General features: G+C 70.8%; 19 protein-coding genes. 10 read left to right on the top strand and 9 right to left on the bottom strand.

Annotation, left to right across the window (positions count from 1 at the left end):
* Positions 1–100 precede the first annotated feature (100 nt).
* Complete coding sequence (locus QSK26_RS06890; protein WP_285774119.1) at positions 101–1,225, bottom strand: trypsin-like serine peptidase; 1,125 nt, start codon at positions 1,223–1,225, stop codon at positions 101–103.
* 438 nt (positions 1,226–1,663) lie between these two features.
* On the opposite strand from QSK26_RS06890, the gene QSK26_RS06885 reads away from it, so the two are divergent.
* From QSK26_RS06885 to QSK26_RS06870, 4 genes are read left to right on the top strand one after another with little or no spacing between them, the layout of a single operon-like run.
* Complete coding sequence (locus QSK26_RS06885; RefSeq protein ID WP_285774118.1) at positions 1,664–1,948, top strand: hypothetical protein; 285 nt, start codon at positions 1,664–1,666, stop codon at positions 1,946–1,948.
* Positions 1,929–2,354 carry a type II toxin-antitoxin system VapC family toxin gene (locus tag QSK26_RS06880; RefSeq protein ID WP_285774117.1) on the top strand — a complete coding sequence of 142 codons (426 nt, stop codon included), beginning with the start codon at positions 1,929–1,931 and terminating at the stop codon, positions 2,352–2,354. The genes QSK26_RS06885 and QSK26_RS06880 overlap by 20 nt, the downstream gene beginning before the upstream one ends.
* A 37-nt stretch (positions 2,355–2,391) precedes the next feature.
* Entirely contained in the window at positions 2,392–3,312 is a 921-nt protein-coding gene (locus QSK26_RS06875; RefSeq protein WP_285774116.1) for a hypothetical protein, read from the top strand.
* 9 nt (positions 3,313–3,321) lie between these two features.
* Positions 3,322–4,278: a zinc-binding dehydrogenase gene (locus QSK26_RS06870; RefSeq protein ID WP_285774115.1), complete on the top strand. Its 957-nt coding sequence runs from the start codon at positions 3,322–3,324 to the stop codon at positions 4,276–4,278.
* Between the two features lie 200 nt (positions 4,279–4,478).
* Here the strand turns inward: QSK26_RS06870 and QSK26_RS06865 are convergent, their stop codons facing one another.
* The 6 genes from QSK26_RS06865 to QSK26_RS06840 form a co-directional block, all read right to left on the bottom strand.
* Positions 4,479–5,312: a PadR family transcriptional regulator gene (locus QSK26_RS06865; protein WP_285774114.1), complete on the bottom strand. Its 834-nt coding sequence runs from the start codon at positions 5,310–5,312 to the stop codon at positions 4,479–4,481.
* Entirely contained in the window at positions 5,309–6,109 is an 801-nt protein-coding gene (locus QSK26_RS06860; protein WP_285774113.1) for a DUF4097 family beta strand repeat-containing protein, read from the bottom strand. The genes QSK26_RS06865 and QSK26_RS06860 overlap by 4 nt, the downstream gene beginning before the upstream one ends.
* A gap of 93 nt (positions 6,110–6,202) precedes the next feature.
* Positions 6,203–6,379, bottom strand: coding sequence for a DUF6104 family protein (locus tag QSK26_RS06855; protein WP_285774112.1), 177 nt, complete (start codon positions 6,377–6,379; stop codon positions 6,203–6,205).
* A 77-nt stretch (positions 6,380–6,456) separates the two neighbouring features.
* Positions 6,457–10,122 (bottom strand): multifunctional oxoglutarate decarboxylase/oxoglutarate dehydrogenase thiamine pyrophosphate-binding subunit/dihydrolipoyllysine-residue succinyltransferase subunit, encoded by a 3,666-nt coding sequence (locus QSK26_RS06850; RefSeq protein ID WP_285774111.1) that lies wholly within the window; start codon positions 10,120–10,122, stop codon positions 6,457–6,459.
* A gap of 192 nt (positions 10,123–10,314) precedes the next feature.
* Positions 10,315–10,983, bottom strand: coding sequence for a B3/B4 domain-containing protein (locus QSK26_RS06845; RefSeq protein WP_285774110.1), 669 nt, complete (start codon positions 10,981–10,983; stop codon positions 10,315–10,317).
* Between the two features lie 103 nt (positions 10,984–11,086).
* Positions 11,087–13,630, bottom strand: coding sequence for a glycoside hydrolase family 9 protein (locus tag QSK26_RS06840; RefSeq protein ID WP_285774109.1), 2,544 nt, complete (start codon positions 13,628–13,630; stop codon positions 11,087–11,089).
* Between the two features lie 186 nt (positions 13,631–13,816).
* Here QSK26_RS06840 and QSK26_RS06835 point away from each other — a divergent pair, with 186 nt between their 5' ends.
* Complete coding sequence (locus tag QSK26_RS06835; RefSeq protein WP_285774108.1) at positions 13,817–14,416, top strand: ArsR/SmtB family transcription factor; 600 nt, start codon at positions 13,817–13,819, stop codon at positions 14,414–14,416.
* 6 nt (positions 14,417–14,422) lie between these two features.
* Positions 14,423–15,751 carry an MFS transporter gene (locus tag QSK26_RS06830; RefSeq protein ID WP_285774107.1) on the top strand — a complete coding sequence of 443 codons (1,329 nt, stop codon included), beginning with the start codon at positions 14,423–14,425 and terminating at the stop codon, positions 15,749–15,751.
* On the opposite strand, the gene QSK26_RS06825 is transcribed toward QSK26_RS06830, so the two are convergent.
* A complete protein-coding gene (locus QSK26_RS06825; RefSeq protein ID WP_285774106.1) occupies positions 15,669–16,559 on the bottom strand; it encodes a glutathione S-transferase family protein in 891 nt (296 codons plus the stop codon). The genes QSK26_RS06830 and QSK26_RS06825 overlap by 83 nt on opposite strands.
* Before the next feature lie 80 nt (positions 16,560–16,639).
* Here QSK26_RS06825 and QSK26_RS06820 point away from each other — a divergent pair, with 80 nt between their 5' ends.
* The 3 genes from QSK26_RS06820 to QSK26_RS06810 all read left to right on the top strand — a co-directional run bounded on the left by QSK26_RS06820 (position 16,640) and on the right by QSK26_RS06810 (position 18,851).
* Complete coding sequence (locus tag QSK26_RS06820; RefSeq protein ID WP_285774105.1) at positions 16,640–17,692, top strand: MBL fold metallo-hydrolase; 1,053 nt, start codon at positions 16,640–16,642, stop codon at positions 17,690–17,692.
* Between the two features lie 119 nt (positions 17,693–17,811).
* A complete protein-coding gene (locus tag QSK26_RS06815; protein WP_285774104.1) occupies positions 17,812–18,348 on the top strand; it encodes an NADPH-dependent FMN reductase in 537 nt (178 codons plus the stop codon).
* Positions 18,345–18,851: a flavin reductase family protein gene (locus QSK26_RS06810; protein WP_285774103.1), complete on the top strand. Its 507-nt coding sequence runs from the start codon at positions 18,345–18,347 to the stop codon at positions 18,849–18,851. Before QSK26_RS06815 ends, QSK26_RS06810 begins: the two co-directional genes overlap by 4 nt.
* Positions 18,852–18,853: 2 nt before the next feature.
* Here the strand turns inward: QSK26_RS06810 and QSK26_RS06805 are convergent, their stop codons facing one another.
* Positions 18,854–19,912 carry an NAD(P)H-dependent amine dehydrogenase family protein gene (locus tag QSK26_RS06805; RefSeq protein WP_285774102.1) on the bottom strand — a complete coding sequence of 353 codons (1,059 nt, stop codon included), beginning with the start codon at positions 19,910–19,912 and terminating at the stop codon, positions 18,854–18,856.
* A gap of 247 nt (positions 19,913–20,159) precedes the next feature.
* Between QSK26_RS06805 and QSK26_RS06800 the strand changes: the two genes are divergently transcribed.
* Positions 20,160–21,056 carry an SDR family oxidoreductase gene (locus tag QSK26_RS06800; protein WP_285774101.1) on the top strand — a complete coding sequence of 299 codons (897 nt, stop codon included), beginning with the start codon at positions 20,160–20,162 and terminating at the stop codon, positions 21,054–21,056.
* Positions 21,057–21,104: the final 48 nt, after the last annotated feature.

Raw genomic sequence — 21,104 nt, 5'->3', positions numbered from 1 at the left:
GGTTTCCCCGGACTGGGACGGCGAAAAGGGCCCGGACTGAGGGATCCGGGCCCTTTTCTGGGTCAGGGGCGGCCGAATGGCCTGACGGCCGCCCGGAGGGTTACTCGGTCCAGCGGTTGGCCGCCTTCTTGTAGACGTCGTAGGTGTCGCTGTTGAAGTACGGCGACGAGATGCGGTCGTAGCGGTCGTTGCCGTCGGTGTCCCAGGCGACGCTGTTGACGCCGATCAGGTAGCCGGTGCGGCTGGAGTTCTTGTAGCTGTAGAGCAGGGGGCCGCCGCTGGCGCCGGCGGTGAAGGCGCACTTGAAGCCGACGTGCTCCTGGATGCGGTAGGCGGGCCCGGCCGGCATGGGAGCCGTCGTGCCGTAGCACCACTTCATCGTCCGGCCCGTGTACGGCTTGTCGCCGTCGGGGTGCCGTCCGGCCGGGTAGCCGAAGGAGAAGACGGTGGCCTTGGTGCTGCGGTTCCAGGTGAATCCCTGGCCGCCGACGTTGTCACCGAGGCGACCGGCCTTGGTGACGTCGTCCGGCACCCACTTGCCGTTGACCTGCTTCCACTTGATCTTCACGCCGCCGTGCACGTTGACGAAGGCGTAGTCGTAGTCGTAGTCCTCCTTCACGACGAAGTCGTCGTGCGCGTTGAACCACTTCGCGGCGTAGATCCCGTACGGCGTCTTGCCGTCCCAGATCTGGTCGCCGTCCCAGTAGGACGGAATGAAGATCCAGTTGTCGTAGAAGGTGTTGCGCTTCACGTCGTAGACGCAGTGGGCCGACGTGGCGACCACGTTGCGGTACTTGCCCTGGACGGAACTGCCTGAGCAGTACTTCCAGCTCGCCGGGTCGGTCGGGCTCTTGCCCGGCAGGGTGAAGAACACCCGGCCGACCGTGTTGGGCAGGTTGACCTGCTTGGTGCTGATCGGCTTGGCCTTCTCTGCGCCGATCGGCGGAACGGTGCCGGCAGGTCCGTCGGGGACGGCCTTGTGGCTGCTGCCCGTGCCGCGGACGTTGACGTCGAGTTCGTCCGTGGCGTCCTTGGCCGCGCGCATCTTGGCGGGCGACCAGAATTCGATGGCCTCCTCGACGGAGGCCGACGCCGCGCGGGACACGACGTCGCCTGGTGCCGCGGCCCCGGCGTTCGCGCCGGTGGCCGTGGTGGCGCCGATCACGCCGGTGGCGAGGAGCACACCGGTGAGGGGGATCATGAGGCGCCGTGCTCGGGAAATCATGGAGCTCCTTCCGTTTCTCCGAGCTGGGCGGGACTTCCCAGCCGTAAAAACGTTCGGAACGCTAACGGACTCGATGTGACGCGCGCCGCAGAACCAACCGGAAAGCTATCGGCGATGCGCGTCCGTTATGGATATACCGTTTATGAATAACTGTGCGACCGATGTATCCGCAGGTCGACGGCGGGTACGGCGGGCGGAAACCGGCGTTTGCCCTCGCGGATTCCTTCGGCAACAAACAGCGTCCGGCGAAACTCCGGCACCAGATCCGGCGAAATGGAAACGCGTCACACCGGTAACTCGGGTCGCGGTGGGGTCGTTTCGTCGTCGTTTTCCTCGCCGTGGCGTCCCGGGCGGTTGTGGGGTTCCGGTTACACGTTGGGTTGCCATACGATTACCTTGGGTGTTGACATCATGATGCCGACCGGGGAGGCTGGAGTCATGCGCAGAACCACGTTTCGGCTCGACGAGACGCTTCTGAGCGAGGCGAAGGCCTTCGCGGCGGAGCACGGACGCAGTCTCAACTCAGTGATGGAGGATGCCTTGCGGCAGCTGCTCAATCGCGCGATCCAGGCCGACCACCGGCCGATCGTCGTGCTGCCCACCGCCGGACACCGCGCGGACGCGCCGGCCGCGCACTTCAGCACGGAAGTGATCAAGGAACTGATCGATGTCGAGGAGTGCTCTGGATACGAGGAGGTCCGGGATGCAACTGCTCGACGTTAACGTGCTGATCAACGCCCATCGCGAAGACGCGGACCGGCACAAGGACTACCTCGCCTTCGTCGGTGACCTGGTCAACGGAGAGGAGACCTACGCGGTCAGCGACGCCGTGATCGCCGGCTTCCTCCGTGTTGTCACGAACGCGCGAATCCCCAATCCGTCACCGCTGGACGTCGCGCTGGAGTTCGCCGAGCGGGTGCGCAACCAACCGCATGCGGTCGTCCTCCATGCCGGGCGCAGGCACTGGGAGATCTTCTCGCGGCTCTGCCGGGAGACGGCGGCGACCGGGAAGCTGGTGCCCGACGCCTATCTCGCCGCGCTCGCGATCGAGCATGGTTGCGAATTCGTGACCTGTGACGGCGACTTCGCCAAGTTCAAGGGCTTGCGTTCCCGCCACCCGCTGAACTGAACTTGAAGCAGGCACCCCCGGCTTCGAAGGCGGCACGGTGGTCGGCGACGACCGATACGAGATCATCGAAGTTGAGCCGCCCCGGCGGCGCGGCCGGATCACGATGGTGATCGTCGCCGCGCTGGTCGCGGTGCCCCTCGTCGGCCTGGTGGTGGACTTCGAACCGGCGCCCATCCCGCCGGTTCCCGGGCAGCGGACGCCGGGGCCGACCCCGCAACCGGCGCTGACCAGCGTCGAGGCCCGGCCCAACGTGCTCTACCCCGAGCCGAGGCCGGCCGGTGACGGGCGGGAGTCGCTCGACGTCACCTTCCCCGACGGGTCACGGGCCCGGGTCAGCTACCCCGCCTCCCTGGACCTCGCCGGGCTCGGCGTGCGTCCCGCCATCGGGGTGCGCTACGACGAGCTGGGTGTGGCGCGGCGGCTCTACGCGCCGCTCGGCGGCGAGGTGGAGATCTCCGGCGGGAGCGGCGAGAAGCTGCGGGACCTGACCGGCAACGTCGCGCTGTGGCCGCGCCGGGCGGGGCAGCCTGAGGGGCATGTCACCGTCTACACCTTCGGCCGGTGGACGATGGCGATGCGCGACCCGGGCACCAGCGCGCTCACCTTCGACCGCCGCATGACCATGGCTGAGAACCTGCGCGGCGAGGTCCGCTCCGACGGCTATCTCGTGCTCAGTGCGCGACAGCCCGTGGAGCTGGCCAGGCCGGGGGACATCTCCCGGGAGCGGGCGGTGGGGCCGCAGCTGTGGTTCGGCGGCGAGACGGGGCCCCTCGTGGTGCTGACGCCGACACCCCGGTGCGGGCGCGGCTCGCCGTTGCCGTTCCACGTCCTGAGCGGCGTTTTCTCCGGGCGGGCCTGCCAGGGGGACGTGCTGGTCGTCGTCGGCGCGGGCCCGGAGCTGACCGATCGGCTCCTCCAGGGCATCCAGGTGCGTTCCCTGGAGGAGGGAAAGAGTTAAGGTGCGGCCATGTTCGCCGTAACCGCCACACAGTTCGATCCCGACAATCCGCTCACCGGGCTCACGCTCGGCGATCACCCGGAGCCCAAGGTGCCCGACGGCTGGACGACGGTGACCGTCAGGGCGACCGCGCTCAACCACCACGACCTGTGGACGCTCAAGGGCGTGGGCATCCGGAAGGAACGCCTGCCCATCGTCCTCGGCTGTGACGCCGCCGGGGTGGACGAGGACGGCAACGAGGTGATCGTGCACTCGGTGATCGGTACCGGGGCCGACGAGACGCTCGACCCGAAGCGTTCCCTGCTGTCGGAGGTGCACGACGGCACCTTCGCCGAGCGGGTGGCCGTGCCGCGCCGCAACCTCGTGCCCAAGCCGGCCGCGCTGTCCTTCGAGGAGGCGGCCTGCCTGCCCACCGCGTGGCTCACGGCCTACCGGATGCTGTTCGACAAGGCGGGCCTGGAGCCGGGGTCGACGGTGCTCGTGCAGGGGGCCGGCGGCGGGGTGGCGACCGCGCTCATCGCGCTCGGCCGGGCCGGCGGCTACCGGATGTGGGTCACCAGCCGTTCGGAGGAGAAGCGGGCGAAGGCGCTGGAGCTCGGCGCGGACCAGGCGTTCGCGTCCGGCGCCCGGTTGCCCGAGCGGGTGGACGCGGTCATGGAGACCGTCGGCCAGGCCACCTGGGACCACTCGCTGAAGTCGCTGCGGCCGGGGGGCCGGATCGTGGTCTCCGGGGCGACCTCCGGCCAGACCCCGTCGGCCGAGCTGAACCGGGTCTTCTTCCTCCAGCTCTCCGTCACCGGCACGACCATGGGCACCCGTGACCAGCTCGGCCGGCTCGCCACCTTCCTCACGCAGACCGGCGTCCGCCCGCTGATCGATCGCACCCTCCCGCTCACGCAGGCGCGCGACGGCTTCTCCGCCCTGCACGAGGGCGACGTCTTCGGAAAGATCGTCTTCACCCTCTGACCCCCGGGAAACACCGCCCCCGGACGGCCCCGCACCGTCCGGGCGCACGGGGGACGGGGGACGGGCCGCGGGTGGGGCGTCCCCGGGTCAGGTGTTCTGGGTCGGGGTGGACGGGGCGGGGGTGGGGGTGTGGACCGGGGGGTCGTCGTCGGGGGAGTGACCTGGGCGGAGGAGGGGAGGGCGCAGGGCCGCGAGGGTCATCATCGCCGCAGGGTGTCGCGGATGCGCGCGGCGGCCTCGTCGAGGGCCGCGCGGCATTCGGCGACCGTCGCCTCGGTCAGTTCGGTGTCGGACGCCGCCCGCCGTACGGCGCTGACGAAGTCCGCGAGCACCTCGCCCAGCTCGGCGTCGAGCCGCGCCCTGGTGTCGGTGTCCTGGACGCCGCCGAAGACGGCCCAGGTGTCCTTCCAGATGCGGTTCCACTCGCCGGACCAGCGCTCGCCCTCCTCCCGCCAGTCGTTGGCGTGCCTGCGCCAGTCGGTCGCGTGCCGCCGCCACTCGTCGGCCTGCTCGCGGGCGAGGCGCTGCCACTCGGCGGCGTGCCGCTTCTGCTCCCGCTCCCACTCGGCCCGGTGGGCGCGCTGCCACTTGTCGTGCGACTCCTTGCGCGACCGCGTGCCGTCGGTCTTCTCCGACGTGCCGTCCCGCCGTACGTCGCGGGCCATCTGGGTGAGCTCCTCGCGCAGCGAGCGGACCGTGTCGCGGACGTCCTCCTTCACCTCGCGGGCGATGTCGCGGACCGACTCGGTGATCTCCTGCTCCAGGTCGGCCAGCTCGTCCAGCCGGTCGTCGAGCTCGGCGCGGCCCTTGTCGGTGAGCTGGAAGACCTTCTTGCCCTCCACGACCTCGTGGGTGACCAGGCCCTCCTCCTCCAGCCGCGCGAGCCGGGGGTAGATCGTGCCGGGGGAGGGCGAGTAGACGCCGAGGAAGCGGTCCTGGAGCAGCCGGATCACCTCGTAGCCGTGCCGGGGGCTCTCCTCCAGCAGCTTGAGCAGGTAGAGCCGGAGGCGGCCGTGACCGAACACCGGGCTCATCGCTTGTCTCCCTTGAGCAACGTGACGTCGGCCGAGATCGTGGTGGCGGACAGCGAGGCCATGCCGCCGCCCAGCCTGCCGGACAGGGACTTGGTGCCGGGGAAGTCGTCCGCCCCGTTCAGATGGTCGAACGTCGTCTCCAGCTGGCCGGATGTGGAGCGCAGGCTGACGTCGGTGTCCACCTGGTGCGGCAGCCGTACCAGGATCGAGCCCGAGATGCTGTGCAGGGTGACGTGGCCGGTCGGCGGGAGGGTGAGGTCGGCGGTGATCCGGCCGGAGACCGTGTTGGCGCGCAGCCGGCGCGGCGTGCCGTCGGCCACGGTGAGCTCCCCCGAGACGCTGGTGAAGGCCAGGTCGCCGGTGAGGCTGCGGCTCTCGACGCTGCCGGAGACGGTCTCGGCGTGGACGTCGCCGCTCACGCCGTCGAGCAGGATCTCGCCGGACACGCTCTTGACCCGGGTGCGGTTGTCGAAGCCCGCCACCAGGGCGCTGGCCGTGATCACGCCCGCCTGGACCGGGCAGTTCTGCGGCACGGTCAGCGTCAGCGTGGTGTCCCGCCGCCCGGGGCGCAGCCAGCCGAGCAGGCCGTCCCAGGTGAGGTCCTTGTACGCCACGGTGAGCGTGCCGTCGTCGTCGTGGGTGACGACCAACGGCGGGGTGCCGATGTCGGTCACCTCAAGGGTCGGCGGCCCGTCACTGGCCAGTACGGCCAGCCGACCCGCCACGATGCGCACGTTGAGCCGGCGCACCGGGCCGAAGGTGAGCTTTTCCGGCCGGTCTATCGTCCACTGGGGCATGGCCCCGCCCTTCTCACGCGAGTACCTACACAAGACACGATATGTCGCGTCTGGCGAAAGTCAAGATGTATCGCGTTTGTCGTCGGGCAGAGGTCACTCGTCCTCGTCGTCCAGCCGGGCCAGCCAGGTGGCCAGCCGCTCGACCGGCGTCTCGAACTCCGGGTTCAGATCCACGAACTCGCGCAGCCGCTCGGCCAGCCAGCCGATGGTGACGTCCTCGGCACCCCGGCGCTCGACGAGCTCCTCGATGCCCCGATCCGTGAAGTACATTGCCTGCCGTCCTGGTGGTACATGGGAAGAGGCCCCCCACGGCGACCGTGGGAGGCCCCTTCCTCCATCGTTGCCGATCAGCCGAAGAGCTGATCGATGATCCGCTCCATCTCCGTCTCGTGCGCCGAGTGCGAACCCACGGCGGGGGAGGAGTTGGGCTTGCGGGACACCCGGGAGATGGACCGGCCGCCCAGCGTGTCCGGGTTCTCGGTGAACTTCAGGGTGAGGAACGGCCACGGACCCATGTTCAGCGGCTCGTCCTGCGCCCAGACCAGCTCGACGTCACCGGCGTAGCGGGACAGCTCCGCCTGGAGCTCCTCGGTCGGGAACGGGTAGATCCGCTCCAGCCGAACCAGCGCGACGTCGTTGCGCTCCCGCTTGTCCCGCGCGGCGGCGAGGTCGTAGTAGATCCTGCCCGAGGAGAGCACGACCTTCCGGACGCCCGCCGGGTCGACCGTCCTGTCCCCGATGACCGGCTGGAAGGCGCCGGTGGTGAAGTCGGCCGTGGCCGACGCCGCCGCCTTGTGCCGCAGCAGCGACTTGGGCGTGAAGACGACCAGCGGACGCCGCCGCTCCGACAGCACCTGCCAGCGCAGCAGGTGGAAGTAGTTGGCCGGAGTGGAGGGCTGCGCGACCGTCATGTTGTCCTGCGCGCACAGCAGGAGGAAGCGCTCGATCCGGGCCGAGGAGTGGTCCGGGCCCTGGCCCTCGTAACCGTGCGGCAGCAGCAGCACGACCGCGGAGCGCTGGCCCCACTTCTGCTCGCCCGCCGAGATGAACTCGTCGATGATCGTCTGGGCGCCGTTGGCGAAGTCACCGAACTGCGCCTCCCAGGCGACCAGCGCGTCCGGGCGGACCACGCTGTAGCCGTACTCGAAGCCCATGGCCGCGAACTCGCTCAGCAGCGAGTCGTAGACGTAGAACTTCGTGGTGCCCTGGTTGAACGTCTTCAGCGGGGTGTGCTCGGCGCCGGAGACCCGGTCGACCAGCACCGCGTGCCGCTGGCCGAAGGTGCCGCGGCGGGAGTCCTGGCCGACGAGGCGGACCGGGTGGCCGTCGAGCAGCAGCGAGCCGAAGGCCAGGGTCTCGCCCATCGCCCAGTCGATGGTGTCCTCCGCCACCATCCGGCCGCGGCGCTGGATGACCGGCGCCAGCCGGGGGTGCACGGTGAAGCCCTCGGGCAGGTTGAGCTGGGTCTCCACGACCCGCTTGACCGTCTCGTCGGCGATGGCCGTCGGGGTGTCGTCGTGCGACCACGGGACGACCTCGGGGTCCACCGGCCGGGAGAACTCGCCGGTGTGCTCCCTGACCGCCTCGCGGGTCTCGGTGAAGGCCCGCTCAAGCTGCTCCTGGTAGTCGCGGAGCGCCTGCTCGGCCTCCTCCACCGTGATGTCGCCGCGGCCGATCAGCGCCTCGGTGTAGAGCTTGCGGGTGGACCGCTTGGCGTCGATCAGGTCGTACATCAGCGGCTGGGTGAAGCTCGGGTTGTCGGTCTCGTTGTGACCGCGCCGCCGGTAGCAGATCAGGTCGATCACGACGTCCTTGCGGAACGCCTGGCGGTACTCGTAGGCGAGGCGGCCCGCGCGGACCACGGCCTCCGGGTCGTCGCCGTTCACGTGGAAGATCGGCGCCTGGATCATCCGGGCCACGTCGGTCGCGTAGACCGACGAGCGGGACGAGGCGGGCGAGGTGGTGAAGCCGACCTGGTTGTTGACCACCACGTGCACGGTGCCGCCGGTGCGGTAGCCGCGAAGCTGCGACAGGTGCAGCGTCTCGGCCACGACGCCCTGGCCGGCGAAGGCCGCGTCGCCGTGGACCAGCAGCGGGAGCACGGTGAAGCCCTCCTCGCCGCGCTCCAGCAGGTCCTGCTTGGCCCGCACGACGCCTTCGAGCACGGGGTCGACCGCCTCCAGGTGGGAGGGGTTGGCGACCACGGAGGCGACGATCTTCTGGCCGCCGGGCGCGACGAAGTCGCCCTCGGAGCCGAGGTGGTACTTCACGTCGCCGGAGCCGTGCGCGCTGCGCGGGTCGAGGTTGCCCTCGAACTCACCGAAGATCTGCCCGTAGGACTTGCCGACGATGTTGGCCAGCACGTTGAGCCGGCCGCGGTGCGCCATGCCGATGACGACCTCGTCGAGCCCGTCCTCGGCCGCCGCGCCGATCACCGAGTCGAGCAGCGGGATCAGCGACTCGCCGCCCTCCAGCGAGAAGCGCTTCTGGCCGACGAACTTCGTCTGCAGGAAGGTCTCGAACGCCTCGGCGGTGTTGAGCCTGCTCAGGATGTAGAGCTGCTCCTGGCGGTCGGGCTTGGCGTGCGGCTTCTCCACCCGCGCCTGGATCCAGGCCCGCTCCTCGGGACCCTGGATGTGCATGTACTCGATGCCGACCGTGCGGCAGTAGCTGTCGCGCAGCACGCCGAGGATCTCGCGCAGCTTCATCAGCGGCTTGCCGCCGAAGCCGCCGGTGGCGAACTCCCGCTCCAGGTCCCACAGGGTCAGCCCGTGCGACTGGATGTCCAGGTCGGGGTGCTTGCGCTGGCGGTACTCCAGCGGGTCGGTGTCGGCCATGAGGTGGCCGCGCACCCGGTAGGCGTGGATCAGCTCGATGACCCGGGCCGACTTGGCCACGTCGTCGTCGTGCGTCGCCGAGATGTCGCGCACCCAGCGGATCGGCTCGTAGGGGATGCGCAGCGCCTCGAAGATCTCGTCGTAGAAACGGTCTTCGCCGAGCAGCAGGCGGTGGATCTGGCGCAGGAAGTCGCCGGACTGGGCGCCCTGGATGATGCGGTGGTCATAGGTGCTGGTGAGCGTCATGACCTTGCTGACCGCGAGGCGGGACAGCGTCTCGGGCGAGGCGCCCTGGTATTCGGCGGGGTATTCCATCGCGCCGACACCGATGATCGTGCCCTGGCCCTGCATCAGCCGCGGCACGGAGTGCACGGTGCCGATGGTGCCCGGGTTGGTGAGGCTGATCGTGGTGGCGGCGAAGTCGTCGATGGTCAGCTTGCCCGCGCGCGCCTTGCGCACGATCTCCTCGTAGGCCATCCAGAACTGGCGGAAGTCCATCGTCTCCGCCGCCTTGATGGACGGCACGAGAAGCTGGCGGGTGCCGTCGGACTTCTGCACGTCGATGGCCAGGCCGAGACCGACGTGCTCCGGCTTGACCAGCACCGGCTTGCCGTCTTCCTCGGCGTAGGAGTAGTTCATCTCCGGCATCGCCGCCAGCGCCTTGACGACCGCGAAGCCGATCAGGTGCGTGAACGACACCTTGCCGCCGCGACCGCGGGACAGGTGGTTGTTGATGACGATGCGGTTGTCGATGGCCAGCTTGGCCGGGACGGCCCGCACGCTCGTCGCGGTCGGGACCGCGAGTGACGCCTCCATGTTCGCGGCGGTGCGCGCGGCGGCGCCGCGAAGGCGCACCTCCTCGGCGCCCGCCGGAAGCGGAGTGGCCTGCTTGGGGGCCGGCTGCGGTGTCGTCTTCGGCTCCGCGGTGGCGGGGGCCTTGGGGGGAGCCGTCGGGGGGGCCTTGGGCGCGACCACGGCGGCTCCGCCGTTGGCCGAGCTCTGCGCCGCGCCGCCGCGGCCGGGCCCGTAATCGGGGTTGTAGTCGGCAAAGAAGTTCCACCAGGCCCGGTCCACCGACTCGGGATCCTGGAGGTACTTCTGGTACAGCTCGTCGACAAGCCACTCGTTCTGCCCGAAGCTTGCCAGCGGGTTTGTCCGCGACGACTCAGACGACACGGCGGAAATCGCCCTCTTCCGCAGATCGGCGTTGATGATAGAGAACCTGTTCAAGGTTACTCTCCCGCCAAGGTGGCGGACGCCGCCCTGGCGAGGGTCCTTGCCCGATACTCCCAGGACGCGTCGCGAAGGTCACGCCCGGGTGGCTGTCCCGGACGGTGCGCGCCCAGGTGCCGGCGGGTCTGATGCCTGTCACCAGGAGGTGACAAGCCGGGTTTCGATGCGGACCTCCGGGGAGATCTCGCGCAGCAGGACGGTCAGCTCGTCGCCGGCGGCGCTCAGCTCGTCGAGCTCCAGCGGGGCGAGCCGCTCCAGGATGAAGAGCCCGTCGACGGTGTCCTTGGTGATGCGGGTGCGCACGCACTGGCGCCAGTTCCACCTGCGGCAGGTGACGCCCAGGTCGTCGCGCCACACGACCTCGCCGATCTCCGGGTGCTCGACGAACGCCTCGCCCCGGTCGACGGTGTCGAACGGCTCCTCGCCGGTGGCCCTGACCAGCCGGGCGGTGCCCTGGTACCGCCCGAGGTCCTCGCCGCCGATGGGCAGCGAGTGCGCGACGCTCACCGCGTTGTAGGCGTCGACCACCAGGTTGATCTCGGGCAGCGGCGCCCTGCGGATGAGGGCGTCGACCGACGGCCTGGTCCGCTGCGGTTTGGCGCCGAAGGAGCGGTAGGCCTCCCGCCAGGACTCGATCTTCTCGTGGCCGAGGGTCACCGCCCGGAGGGCCGCCTTGGCCAGCCACTCGCGCGACCGGTCGTCGGAGGGCCCGTTGCGCATGCCGTACGCCCCGATGAGAAGCACCGCGAAGTCGGGGCGCAGCCCGCTGACCGCCTTGTCCACCCAGATGTCCTCGATCCCCACGTCCCCCAGCCTAATCCCAGGTGGAGGGGTGTCCCGGCGGAACACGCGGGGAGACCCGGCCCGCCGCACCCCCGAGAGCCGGGCGGCGGGCCGGGAGCGGGGCTCAGCGGCAGGGGGCGCCGTCGAGCAGGAAGAGGTCGGGGGCGGGGTCGGCGCCGGGGGCGTTGGCGCCGAGGAAGCCGAAGGTGACCGCGCCGCCGGGCGGGATCTCGCGGTTCCACGGCAGGTTGCGCGCGGTGACGGCGGCGCCCGACTGGGTCACCTCGGCGCTCCAGTGCTCCGTCACCCGCCGGCCGCCGAGGAAGGACCAACGCAGCGTCCAGCCGTCCACGGTCTCCGCGCCGGTGTTCTTGATCGTCACCTGCGCGTTGAAGCCGGAGGGCCAGCGGGCGTGCTTGGTGTAGGTCACCAGGCAGCCGGACGGCGCGGGCAGCGGCGCGGCGAGGAACGCGGAGACCCAGGCCAGCGGCGAGTTCCAGTTGATGGTGAGCTCGTTGGTGGCCCAGGACTCGATGTCGTCGACGTAGCAGAACTGCGGCGCGCAGCCGCGCAGCAGCCGTTGCGCCACCGGGTCCTGGATGGCGGAGTTCGGCCCGCCGGCCAGCGTGCCCCTGGGCGGGCCGGGCAGGTCGGGGTCGAGCTGGCGGGCGTACCACCGGCTGTGCTGGTTGCGGGAGGCGACCTCGCCGTAGCCGGTCACGTAGGACTGGTTGAGCGCGTTGCGGCCGAGGATGTAGTCCATCCCCTCCAGCACCCCGTCGAGGTACTTCCGGTCCCCGCTGAGATCGTGCGCCACGGCCATGACGACCATGTTGTTGAGGATGAGATTGTTGGAGCCCCAGGCGTAGGAGTTCCCCTCCGGCGCGTACGGCAGGCCGTACGGGTGGGCCCGCTGGGCGGCGAGGTAGCGGTCGGCGCCCGCCAGCACCGAGGCCCGTACGGCGTCGCGGCCGGGCAGGTCGCTGGGCACGGTGGCGAGCTGGAGCCGGCCGAGCGGCGCCGTGTAGCCCCAGTCGAAGCCGCTCGCCCGCCAGATGTCGCCGGTGTGGTGCGGCGAGGCGAGCACCTGGTCGCGGAACGCCTTCTCGCCGGTGGTCAGGTAGAGCTCGGCGGCGGCCCAGTAGAACTCGTCGGTCACGTTGTCGTCGTTGTAGGGGCCGCCGCCCACCCCGTCGTCCGGGCTCGCGTAGCGGGCCGGGTTGGCCCTGGCCGCGGCCCACGCCTTGCGCGCCGCGGCGAGGTTGCGCGCCGCGAACGCCGCGTCGTAGGGCGCGAACAGCCGGGCCGCCTGCGCCGCGGTGGCGGCGAGGTTGAGCGTGGCCGCGGTGGAGGGCGGGTGCAGCTCGCGCGGCTGAGGGTCGAGGTGCGGCAGCAGCGGCAGCCCGGTCCACTGCGCGTCGTGGATCTTGTGATGGGCCATCCCCGCGTACGGCTCGCCGTCGGGCACCTGCATGCTGAGCAGGAACTCCTGCTCCCACCTGGCCTCGTCGAGCACGTCGGGGACGCCGTTGCCGCTCTCCGGGATCGCGAGCTCGCCGTCCTCGAAGAGCCCGGTGGCCTTGGCCCGTTCGAAGGCGGACATCAGCTGGTGTACCGAGATGCCGCCGTTGACCACGTATTTCCCGTGGTCGCCGGCGTCGTACCAGCCGCCCCTGACGTCGAGGGTGTAGTCGCAGCCGCCGGGCTGGCAGGGGACCTCGACGTCGCCCCGGTTGGGTGCGACGCCCACGTGCCCGGCCGGCCGGCCGTACCCGGGGCGCAGGTCGTCGCGGATCTCGATGCCGCTGCGCTGGGTGTAGTAGAACTTCAGCGCGTCGGTCCTGAGCGTCTCGTAGAGGTTCCCGCCGATGTCGAAGGGGCGGCTGGTGTCGCCGTCGGCCTCCAGCGTGTAGCCGGTGCCGGGCTCGTCGTGCGCGCCGAAGTCGATCGAGTGCACGTTCTGGCCGGAGCTCTGGTCGAGGCCGCGCGGGCGGGTCGTGCCGGAGGCCACGGTGTCGCCGCCGGCGTCCTTGAGCCGCCAGTCCACCGGTTCGGTCCGTTCGGTGACGAGCGTGGCGTTCTTGGGGCCGTCGGGCAGGTAGGCGGACATGTTCACCCGTACCCGCGGGCCGGTGTCCGGTTCGTACACGTCGGGTGGTGCTCCTCCCGTGAGTGAGACGTCGTCCACGCAGAACCGCCACGGTTCGGCCCTGCCGCCGAGCTGGAAGGCCACCTGGGCGTTCGGCAGGTCCACCGGTGAGGTGAAGGTGAAGGAGTGGGCGCCGCCGGAGGCGCCGAGCTGCGGGTTGCCCGCGACGTACTGGGTGTAGGGGTCCACGGGGAGCTGGACGAGGGCCCTGACCGTGGCGGCGGGGACGGCGGAGGCGGTGAAGGAGTAGGCGTAGGTCTCGTCTCGTACCAGGGCGACGTCGTCCTGGCCGATGATCACGTCCCACGGGTTGGCGGTGCCGCCGGGGATGTCGGCGCACAGCCGCCCGTCGTCCACCTCGAACGAGGTGTTGGGCGTGTGCCACCAGGGCGCGGTGCCGCCGTCGAAGCCGCCGTTGACGATCTGCTCGGGGCCCGGGTCGGCGGCGGCCGGCGGGGCGAGGGGTGCGGACAGCGCCGCCAGGGCGAGCGCCGCGACGACGGCCAGCCGTCTGGTCATGCGTCCTCCGGGGGGTGAGGGCGATATGGGAGCGCTCCCAATTCGGGGGACCCCCGATGCTTCCAGCGCCTTTCCCCGCCGTCAATGAACCACCCGCCCGGATGGATCTCCGTGCGACGACAGCCGTGAACGTTTCATCGCAAGGAACACTTTGCAAAGCTCTCTTTGCAAAGCTATCCTTGCGATGTGAGCGAATACTTCCAGATCTCCGATCCGCGCACCCTCAAGGCGGTCGCGCATCCGTTACGCGTGCGCATGCTGGGGCGCCTGCGCACGCACGGCCCGGCGACCGCCACCGAGCTGGCCCGCGAGGTCGGCGAGAGCTCCGGGCTCACCAGCTACCACCTCCGCGAGCTGGCCAAATACGGCTTCATCGAGGAGGACCCCGGGCAGCGCGACGCCAGGGAGCGCCGCTGGCGGGCCAAGCACCAGTACACCGCATGGCGTAACGCCGACATGGCCGGCACCCCCGAGGGGCGCGCCGCCGCCGGCGCCATGCGCGGCGTGCAGCTCTCCGCCCTCACCGCCGAGTTCGCGGCCTTCGAGCAGGACATGGGCGCGATGACCGAGGACTGGGTCAACGCGATCGGCATGAGCAACCGCATGGCCACGCTCACCCCGGCCTCGGTCCTGGAGCTGTGGACCCGGCTGGTCGAGGTGATCGACGAGCTGGTCGCCCGCGACGAGGGCGACCCGGCGGCCAAGGAGGTCCACGTGCACCTGGCCGCCTTCCTGCGCACCCATCTCGACTCCTATCTGAGCGGCACCCCCCGTGAAAGCGAGTAACCCTCCATGCCCTTCGAAGCCCTGACCGCGGCGTCGGCCCGGCGCCGGTTCGCCGTGATCAGCTTCTTGTCCTGGCTCCCCACCGGCCTCACCATCGCGCCGATGGTCCTGCTCATGAGCGAGCGCGGGCTCAGCGTCGCCGAGATCGGCCTGGTGAGCGCGATCTACTCGGCGCTGTGCATCGCGCTGGAGCTGCCCACCGGCGGCCTGGCCGACGTGATCGGGCGGCGCTGGACGCTCGCCGCCTCCGCCGCCTTCGCGCTCGCCGGGGTCGCCATGATGGCGTTCGCCACCTCGCTGTGGCCGTTCGCGCTGTCCGCGGTGCTGCGCGGCATCGGGCGGGCGCTGTCCAGCGGCCCCGCCGAGGCGTGGTACGTGGACACGCTGCACGCGGTGGAAGGGCCGGACGCCGACCTCAAGCCGGGCCTGGCCCGGGGCGGCGCGATGGGCTCGGTGTCCCTAGCCGTGGGCGTGCTGGCCGGCGGCCTGATCCCGCTGCTGGTGCCGGACGGGCCGGTCTCCCCGCTCGCCGTGCCGGTGCTGGCCTCGGTCGTCGCCTCCGCGGTCCTGCTGGTGGCCGCGCTGGTCACGATGCCCGAGCCGCCGCGCCACCGGACCACCCTGGGCACGGTGCTGCGCGGCGTGCCGGAGACGGTCCGCGACGGGCTGCGGCTCGCGCTGCGCGACCTGGGACTGCGCCGGCTGCTGCTGATCTCCTTCGCGTTCGGCGTCGCGCTCAACAGCATCGAGCTGCTGACGCCGCAACGGCTGGCGAGCCTCACCGGGCAGGCGGAGACCGGCGGCACCCTCTATGCCCTGGTCGCGGCGCTCGGCTTCGGCGCCGGCGCGGCGGGCAGCGCCCTCGCCCCGGCCGCCGCCCGGCTGTTCCGCGGCTCCGTGGGCGGCTCGATCGCGGGCGTCGTGGTCATGGCGGGGGCGGTGGGCGCGCTCGCCGCGTCGGTCGCGCTCGACGGCGTCCCCGGCATGGTCGCCACGGCGGCCGCCTATGTCGTGATCTACGCCGCCCTGTCCGCGGTGGGGGTGCTGCGCTCCGAGATGATGCACCGGCGGGTCGCCTCCGGCCGGCGGGCCACGCTCATGTCGGTCAGCTCGCTCCAACTGCAGTTCGGCGGGATGACCTCCTCGCTGGCCCTGGGCTGGCTGACCGCCCAGCTCGGCATAGGCGGCACCTGGGGCGTGGTGGCCGTCGTCGTGCTGGTCTCCGCGGCGCTCTTCGTACGGCTCCCCGAGGTCAGCCCCGCCCGTGTGGAGCTTCCCAGTCCAGCACCGGGCCCACGGGGACGATCCGGCTCGGGTTCACGTTCGTCTGCGTGATGTAGTAGTGCCGCTTGATCTGGTCGAAGTCGGTGGTCTCGCGGAACGCGGGACGCTGGTAGAGGTCGCGGGCGTAGGCCCACAGCGCCGGATAGTCGGTCAGCCGGCGCAGCGAGCACTTGAAGTGGCCGTAGTAGACCGAGTCGAAGCGGGCCAGCGTCGGGTAGAGCCGGATGTCGCTCTCGGTGATCTCGTCCCCGTGCAGGAACCGGCTGCCGCTCAGGCGGGCCTCCAGCTCGTCCAGGGTGGCGAAGACCCGGCCCGCCGCGTCCTCGTAGGCGCGCTGGTCCCGGGCGAAGCCCGCCTCGTAGACGGCGTTGTTGAGCCCGCGGTAGATCCGCTGGTTCAGCTCGTCGATGGCCGGGCGCAGCGGCTCGGGATACAGGTCGGGGGCGCCTTCCCGGTGCAGCGGGCGGAAGAGCGTCTCCAGGGTCAGGGTGATCTGCGGGTAGTCGTTGGTGACCAGGCGCTCCTCGATCCGGTCCCAGACACAGGGGACCGTGTAGCGGCCGGTGTAGTCGGGGTCGGAGGAGAGGTACAGCTCCGAGAGGTAGGAGGCGCCGGTGACCGGGTCGGTGCCGTCGAAGCGCCAGCCCTTCTCGTCCCTGATCGGGTCGACGGCGGTCACCCCGATCACCTCCTCCAGGCCCGTCAACCTGCGCACGATCAGTGACCGGTGCGCCCACGGGCAGGCGTAGGAGACGTAGAGCTGGTAACGACCGGGCTCGGTGGTCCCGATCAGCTCGGTGAACCTGTTGGGCTGCCGGGTGAAGCGCCCGTCGTCGGTGATCTCACGTCCAAGCTTCATACCCACGACTCTATGCGGGCCGCCGGCTATAGAACATGGTTCGGTCGCAGGGCAGAATCGTAGGGCGGAAAGGAGTCCGGATGCGCATGGTGACGGCGGCTAACGAGGCGCAGCGGGAGGCGTGGCGGACCGGCGGGTTCCCCGAGGTGGAGCGGGTGCGGCCGGGCCTGTGGTCCATCCCGGTGCCGATCCCGATCAACCCGCTGCGTTACGTGCTGGTCTACGCGCTGGAGCTGCCGGACGGGGTGGCGATCGTCGACGCCGGCTGGAACACCGACGAGGCGTACGACGGCCTGGTGGGCGGCCTGCGGACGGCCGGCTTCGGGATCGCCGACGTGCGCGCCGTGCTCGTCACGCACATGCACCCCGACCATTACGGCCTCGCGGGCCGGGTGCGCGACGAGTCGGGGGCGTGGATCGGCCTGCACGAGGCGGACGCGCGGCTCATCCAGGCCCGCTACGACGAGGCGCGGATCGACTCGCTGATCGAGGCCGAGCGCGGGCTGCTGATGCGCTGCGGCGTGCCGCCGGAGACGGCGGTCGAGCTGGCCGGCGCCTCCAGGATGATCAGGAACTTCGTCGAGATGGCCGAGCCGGACCGGCTCCTCGGCGACAACGAGCGGATCGACCTGCCCGGGTGGCACCTCCAGGCCCTGTGGACGCCGGGACACTCGCCCGGCCACCTGTGCTTCGTCGAACCCGACCGCAGGGTGCTCTTCTCCGGCGACCACGTGCTCGCCAAGATCACTCCGGCGGTGGCGGTCCATCCCCAGTCCGGCCGGAACCCGCTGGCCGACTACCTGGACGCGCTGGCGGCGGTGCGCAAGTGGGACGTGGAGGAGGTGCTGCCCGCCCACGAGTACCGGTTCCTGGAGCTGGCCGAACGGGTCGACCACGTGATGGCGCACCACGAGGAGCGGCTGGCCGAGATCGAGACCGTGCTGGCCGGCGGCGACGGAGTGAGCTGCTGGGACCTCGCGACCAGGCTGACCTGGTCCCGCCCGTGGGAGACGATCCCCACCTTCATGCGCAGGGGCGCCAACAACGAGACGCTGGCCCACCTGGTGTGGCTGGAGGCGAGGGACCGGGTGCGGAAAGTCCCGGGAGAGCCGGATCTCTGGTATTCCCGTTAAATCCAGTAGGGAATATTGACTTAGCCATAGGGGCTGCGTAACGTCAAGCTATGTGCCAGGTCGTCCCATTCAGGCCGGGTACATATGGACTTCCGCGTCTGGGACCTGGAGGACATTTCATGACGATCCTCACTGTGGTGGGTAATCCGCGAGCCGGCTCTCGAACGTACGGCGTGGCCGTCGGCGCGACAGACGCACTGGTGACCGCACTCGGCGACGCCGGGGCGCGCGACCTCGGATCCCGCGAGGTCGTGGACCTCGCGGCGCTGGCCCCCGCGCTGCTCTCGCCCACGCCCTCGTCCGGCGTGGAGGTCGCGCTGGAGCTCGCCGCGACCGCCGACGTGCTGGTGCTGGCGAGCCCCACCTACAAGGGCACCTACACCGGCCTGCTGAAGGCGTTCCTGGACCGGCTGCCCTCCGGGGCGCTGAGCGGGGCGGCGGCGCTGCCCCTGCTGGTCATGGGCGACCCCCGGCACGCGCTCGCGGTGGAGGTGCACTTCCGCCCGCTGCTGGTGGAACTCGGCGCCTTCGTCCCGACGCCCGGCCTGGCCGTGCTGGAGTCCCAGCTCGGCGACCTCGACGGCGTGCTCGGCGCCTGGGCGGACCGGGTGGCCCCGCAGGTCGGCGTGGCGCTGCGGGAGGGGGTGCGGGCATGAGCGAGGCCGTCGCCGACCGGGCCGTGGACGCCGAGGGGTTCCGCCGGGTGATGTCCGCGCACGCGGCGGGGGTGGTCGTGGTCACCGCCCGGCCCGAGAACGTGCCCGTCGGCCTGACCGCCACGTCCTTCTCGTCGGTGAGCCTCAACCCGCCGCTGGTCTCCTTCTATGTCGACCAGAACTCCACCACCTGGCCCTGGCTGCGCAAGGCCGACAGCTTCGCGGTGAACGTCCTGGCGGGCGACCAGGCCGAGGTGGCCTCGCGGTTCGCGCGCAAGGGCGTGGACAGGTTCGCCCCGCCGACGAGCTGGCGGCCGGGCCCGGTCGGGGTTCCGCTGCTCGACGGCGTCTCGGCGCACCTCATCTGCACCCCGCACACCACGCTCGAAGTGGGCGACCACCACCTGGTCGTCGGCCTGGTCACCGACGCCAGGATCGGCCCCACCGCCAAGCCCCTCCTCTACCACGGCGGCAGGTTCGGCCGGTTCATCCCGAACGGCTGAGCTCAGGCCAGCCGCACCGTGCCCCGGCCGGTGGCGAGCGGGAGGTCGAGAAGGGTACGGATGCCGGGCCCGGCCGCGCAGACCGCGGGGATCGAGTTGACCGCGTGCGCGGCGGCCCCGGCCAGGCCGTGGGACATCTCGTTCACCGTGAGCATCATCTCCGGGACGCCTTCGATGTGCACGGTGAAGCCGGGGTCGGCCCAGCGCGGCGCCGCCATCGAGTCGGCCTTGTAGACGCACTCGACGGTCATGAACGGACGGCCGCGCACCAGCCCGGAGAAGATCCACCGTGACGCGCACACCGTGCCGCGCCTGACCATGCCCGCGGCGATCTCGAACTCCTCCTCGGCCAGCTCGAAGTCGTCGTACTCCTCCACCTCGTCCAGCGTGACGCCGAGCGCGCCCGCGACCAGTTGCACGCTCTCGGCGAAGAGCGCCCGCTGGAACGCGCGGAAGGGCCGCACGGCCGTGGCGTAGTCCTTGGGGGAGCGGGTGAACCCGATGAGGTCCACCACGATCTGCCGGGAAGGGTGGCCCCGGTAGTCGGAGGACTCCCGCACGTAGATGTGGTCCACCCGGCTGGACAGGCCGGTGAGCGCGAGCGGCAGCAGGTCGCTCATGAAGCCGGGGTTGATGCCGGTGCCGTGCAGCGTGCTGCCGCCGGCCCGGCACGCCGCCTCCAGCCGGGCCACCACGCCAGGGCCGTAGCTCTGCGGGTTGACGAAGCCGGTGGTGGTGATGACGTTCTTGCCCGATTCGAGCAGGCCGCAGATGGACTCCAGGTCGCTGCCGTGGTCGCCGCCGAAGTAGGCGGCCGGCAGCGGCATGTGCAGGACGCAGTCGGCGTCGCCGGCGAGGATGCGCTCGACGTCGTCGGTGCACTCCACCCCGGCGGCGGGCAGGCCGACAAGGCTGCCCGCGTCCTGGCCGACCTTGTCGGGGTCATAGACGAGCACGCCCACGAGGTCGAACTCGGGGCGTGTGATCAGGTTGCGCAGGGAATAACGTCCGACGGCGCCCGTGGCCCACTGGACCACACGGTAGGGCGGCTGTGCTCGCATGCATAGCCTCCAGCCCTGGGGGAAAGGGCGGGGCCGTGCTGGGGATTGGACGTGGACCCTCGCCCGTGCGGAAGTGAGAAACTCTAGCAGAAATTTACTCATCCGATCACTATCCGCAACGTTCCAGCGGCCGGCGCGTGCGTCCTCCCACGCGGTGTGCGGGGGTGCCGTCAGGGTGATGTCCCGCGTACGGCGGGCGGGCTATTGTGCAAGCAACAGAATGTTGTTCTCCTGAAGGGCGGGACAGATGCCGGAACTGCGGTTCGACGGAAAAGTGGCGGTCGTGACCGGGGCCGGGCACGGTCTCGGCCGCTCGCACGCCCTCCTGCTCGCCGAGCGCGGGGCGAAGGTCGTCGTCAACGACCTCGGCGGCGCCCTGGACGGCACCGGGGCGTCCGGCGGGCCCGCCGCCGAGGTCGTGGAGCTCATCAGGAAGAACGGCGGCGAGGCGGTCGCCAACGCCGACGACGTCGCGACGCCCGAGGGGGCCAGGGCGATCGTCGGCGCCGCGGTCGAGACCTTCGGCACGGTGGACGTCGTCGTCAACAACGCGGGCATCCTGCGCGACAAGTCCTTCGGGAAGATGTCGGTCGAGGAGTTCGACGCGGTGCTCGCCGTACACGTGCGCGGCTCCTTCCTGGTCAGCCACGCGGCCTTCCCGCACATGAAGGAGCAGGGCTTCGGCAGGATCGTCAACACCTCCTCGCCGGCCGGCCTGTTCGGCAACTTCGGCCAGGCCAACTACTCCACGGCCAAGATGGGCCTGGTCGGCCTGACCAAGACGATCGGCATCGAGGGCGCGCGGGCGAACATCAGGTGTAACGCCATCGCCCCGATCGCCTGGACCCGGATGACCGAGTCCCTGCTGCCCGCGGAGTTCGAGGCGAAGTTCACCCCGGAGCGGGTCAGCGCGCTGGTCGCCTTCCTGGCGCACGAGGACTGCCCGGTCACCGGCGAGGTCTTCAGCGTCGGCGCGGGCCGGGTGGCGCGGGTCTTCGTGGCCGAGGGGCCCGGGTGGCGCGACGAGGACCTCTCCATGGAGGGCATCCGCGACAACTGGGACGCCATCATGGCCGAGGAGCCGTTCCTCCGCCCCACCACGCTCGGCGAGCAGGCCGGCGCCTCCATGACCGCCATGCTGTGACAACTGTGGGATGTGCCGCCCGCCGGGCGGGCGGCATCACGGTCCCGA

It is taken from the genome of Microtetraspora sp. NBRC 13810 (assembly GCF_030268685.1).
Taxonomy (GTDB): domain Bacteria; phylum Actinomycetota; class Actinomycetes; order Streptosporangiales; family Streptosporangiaceae; genus BSRQ01.
Note: the sequence above shows the minus strand (reverse complement) of the source record. Positions and strands in the feature narration are given on the sequence as shown.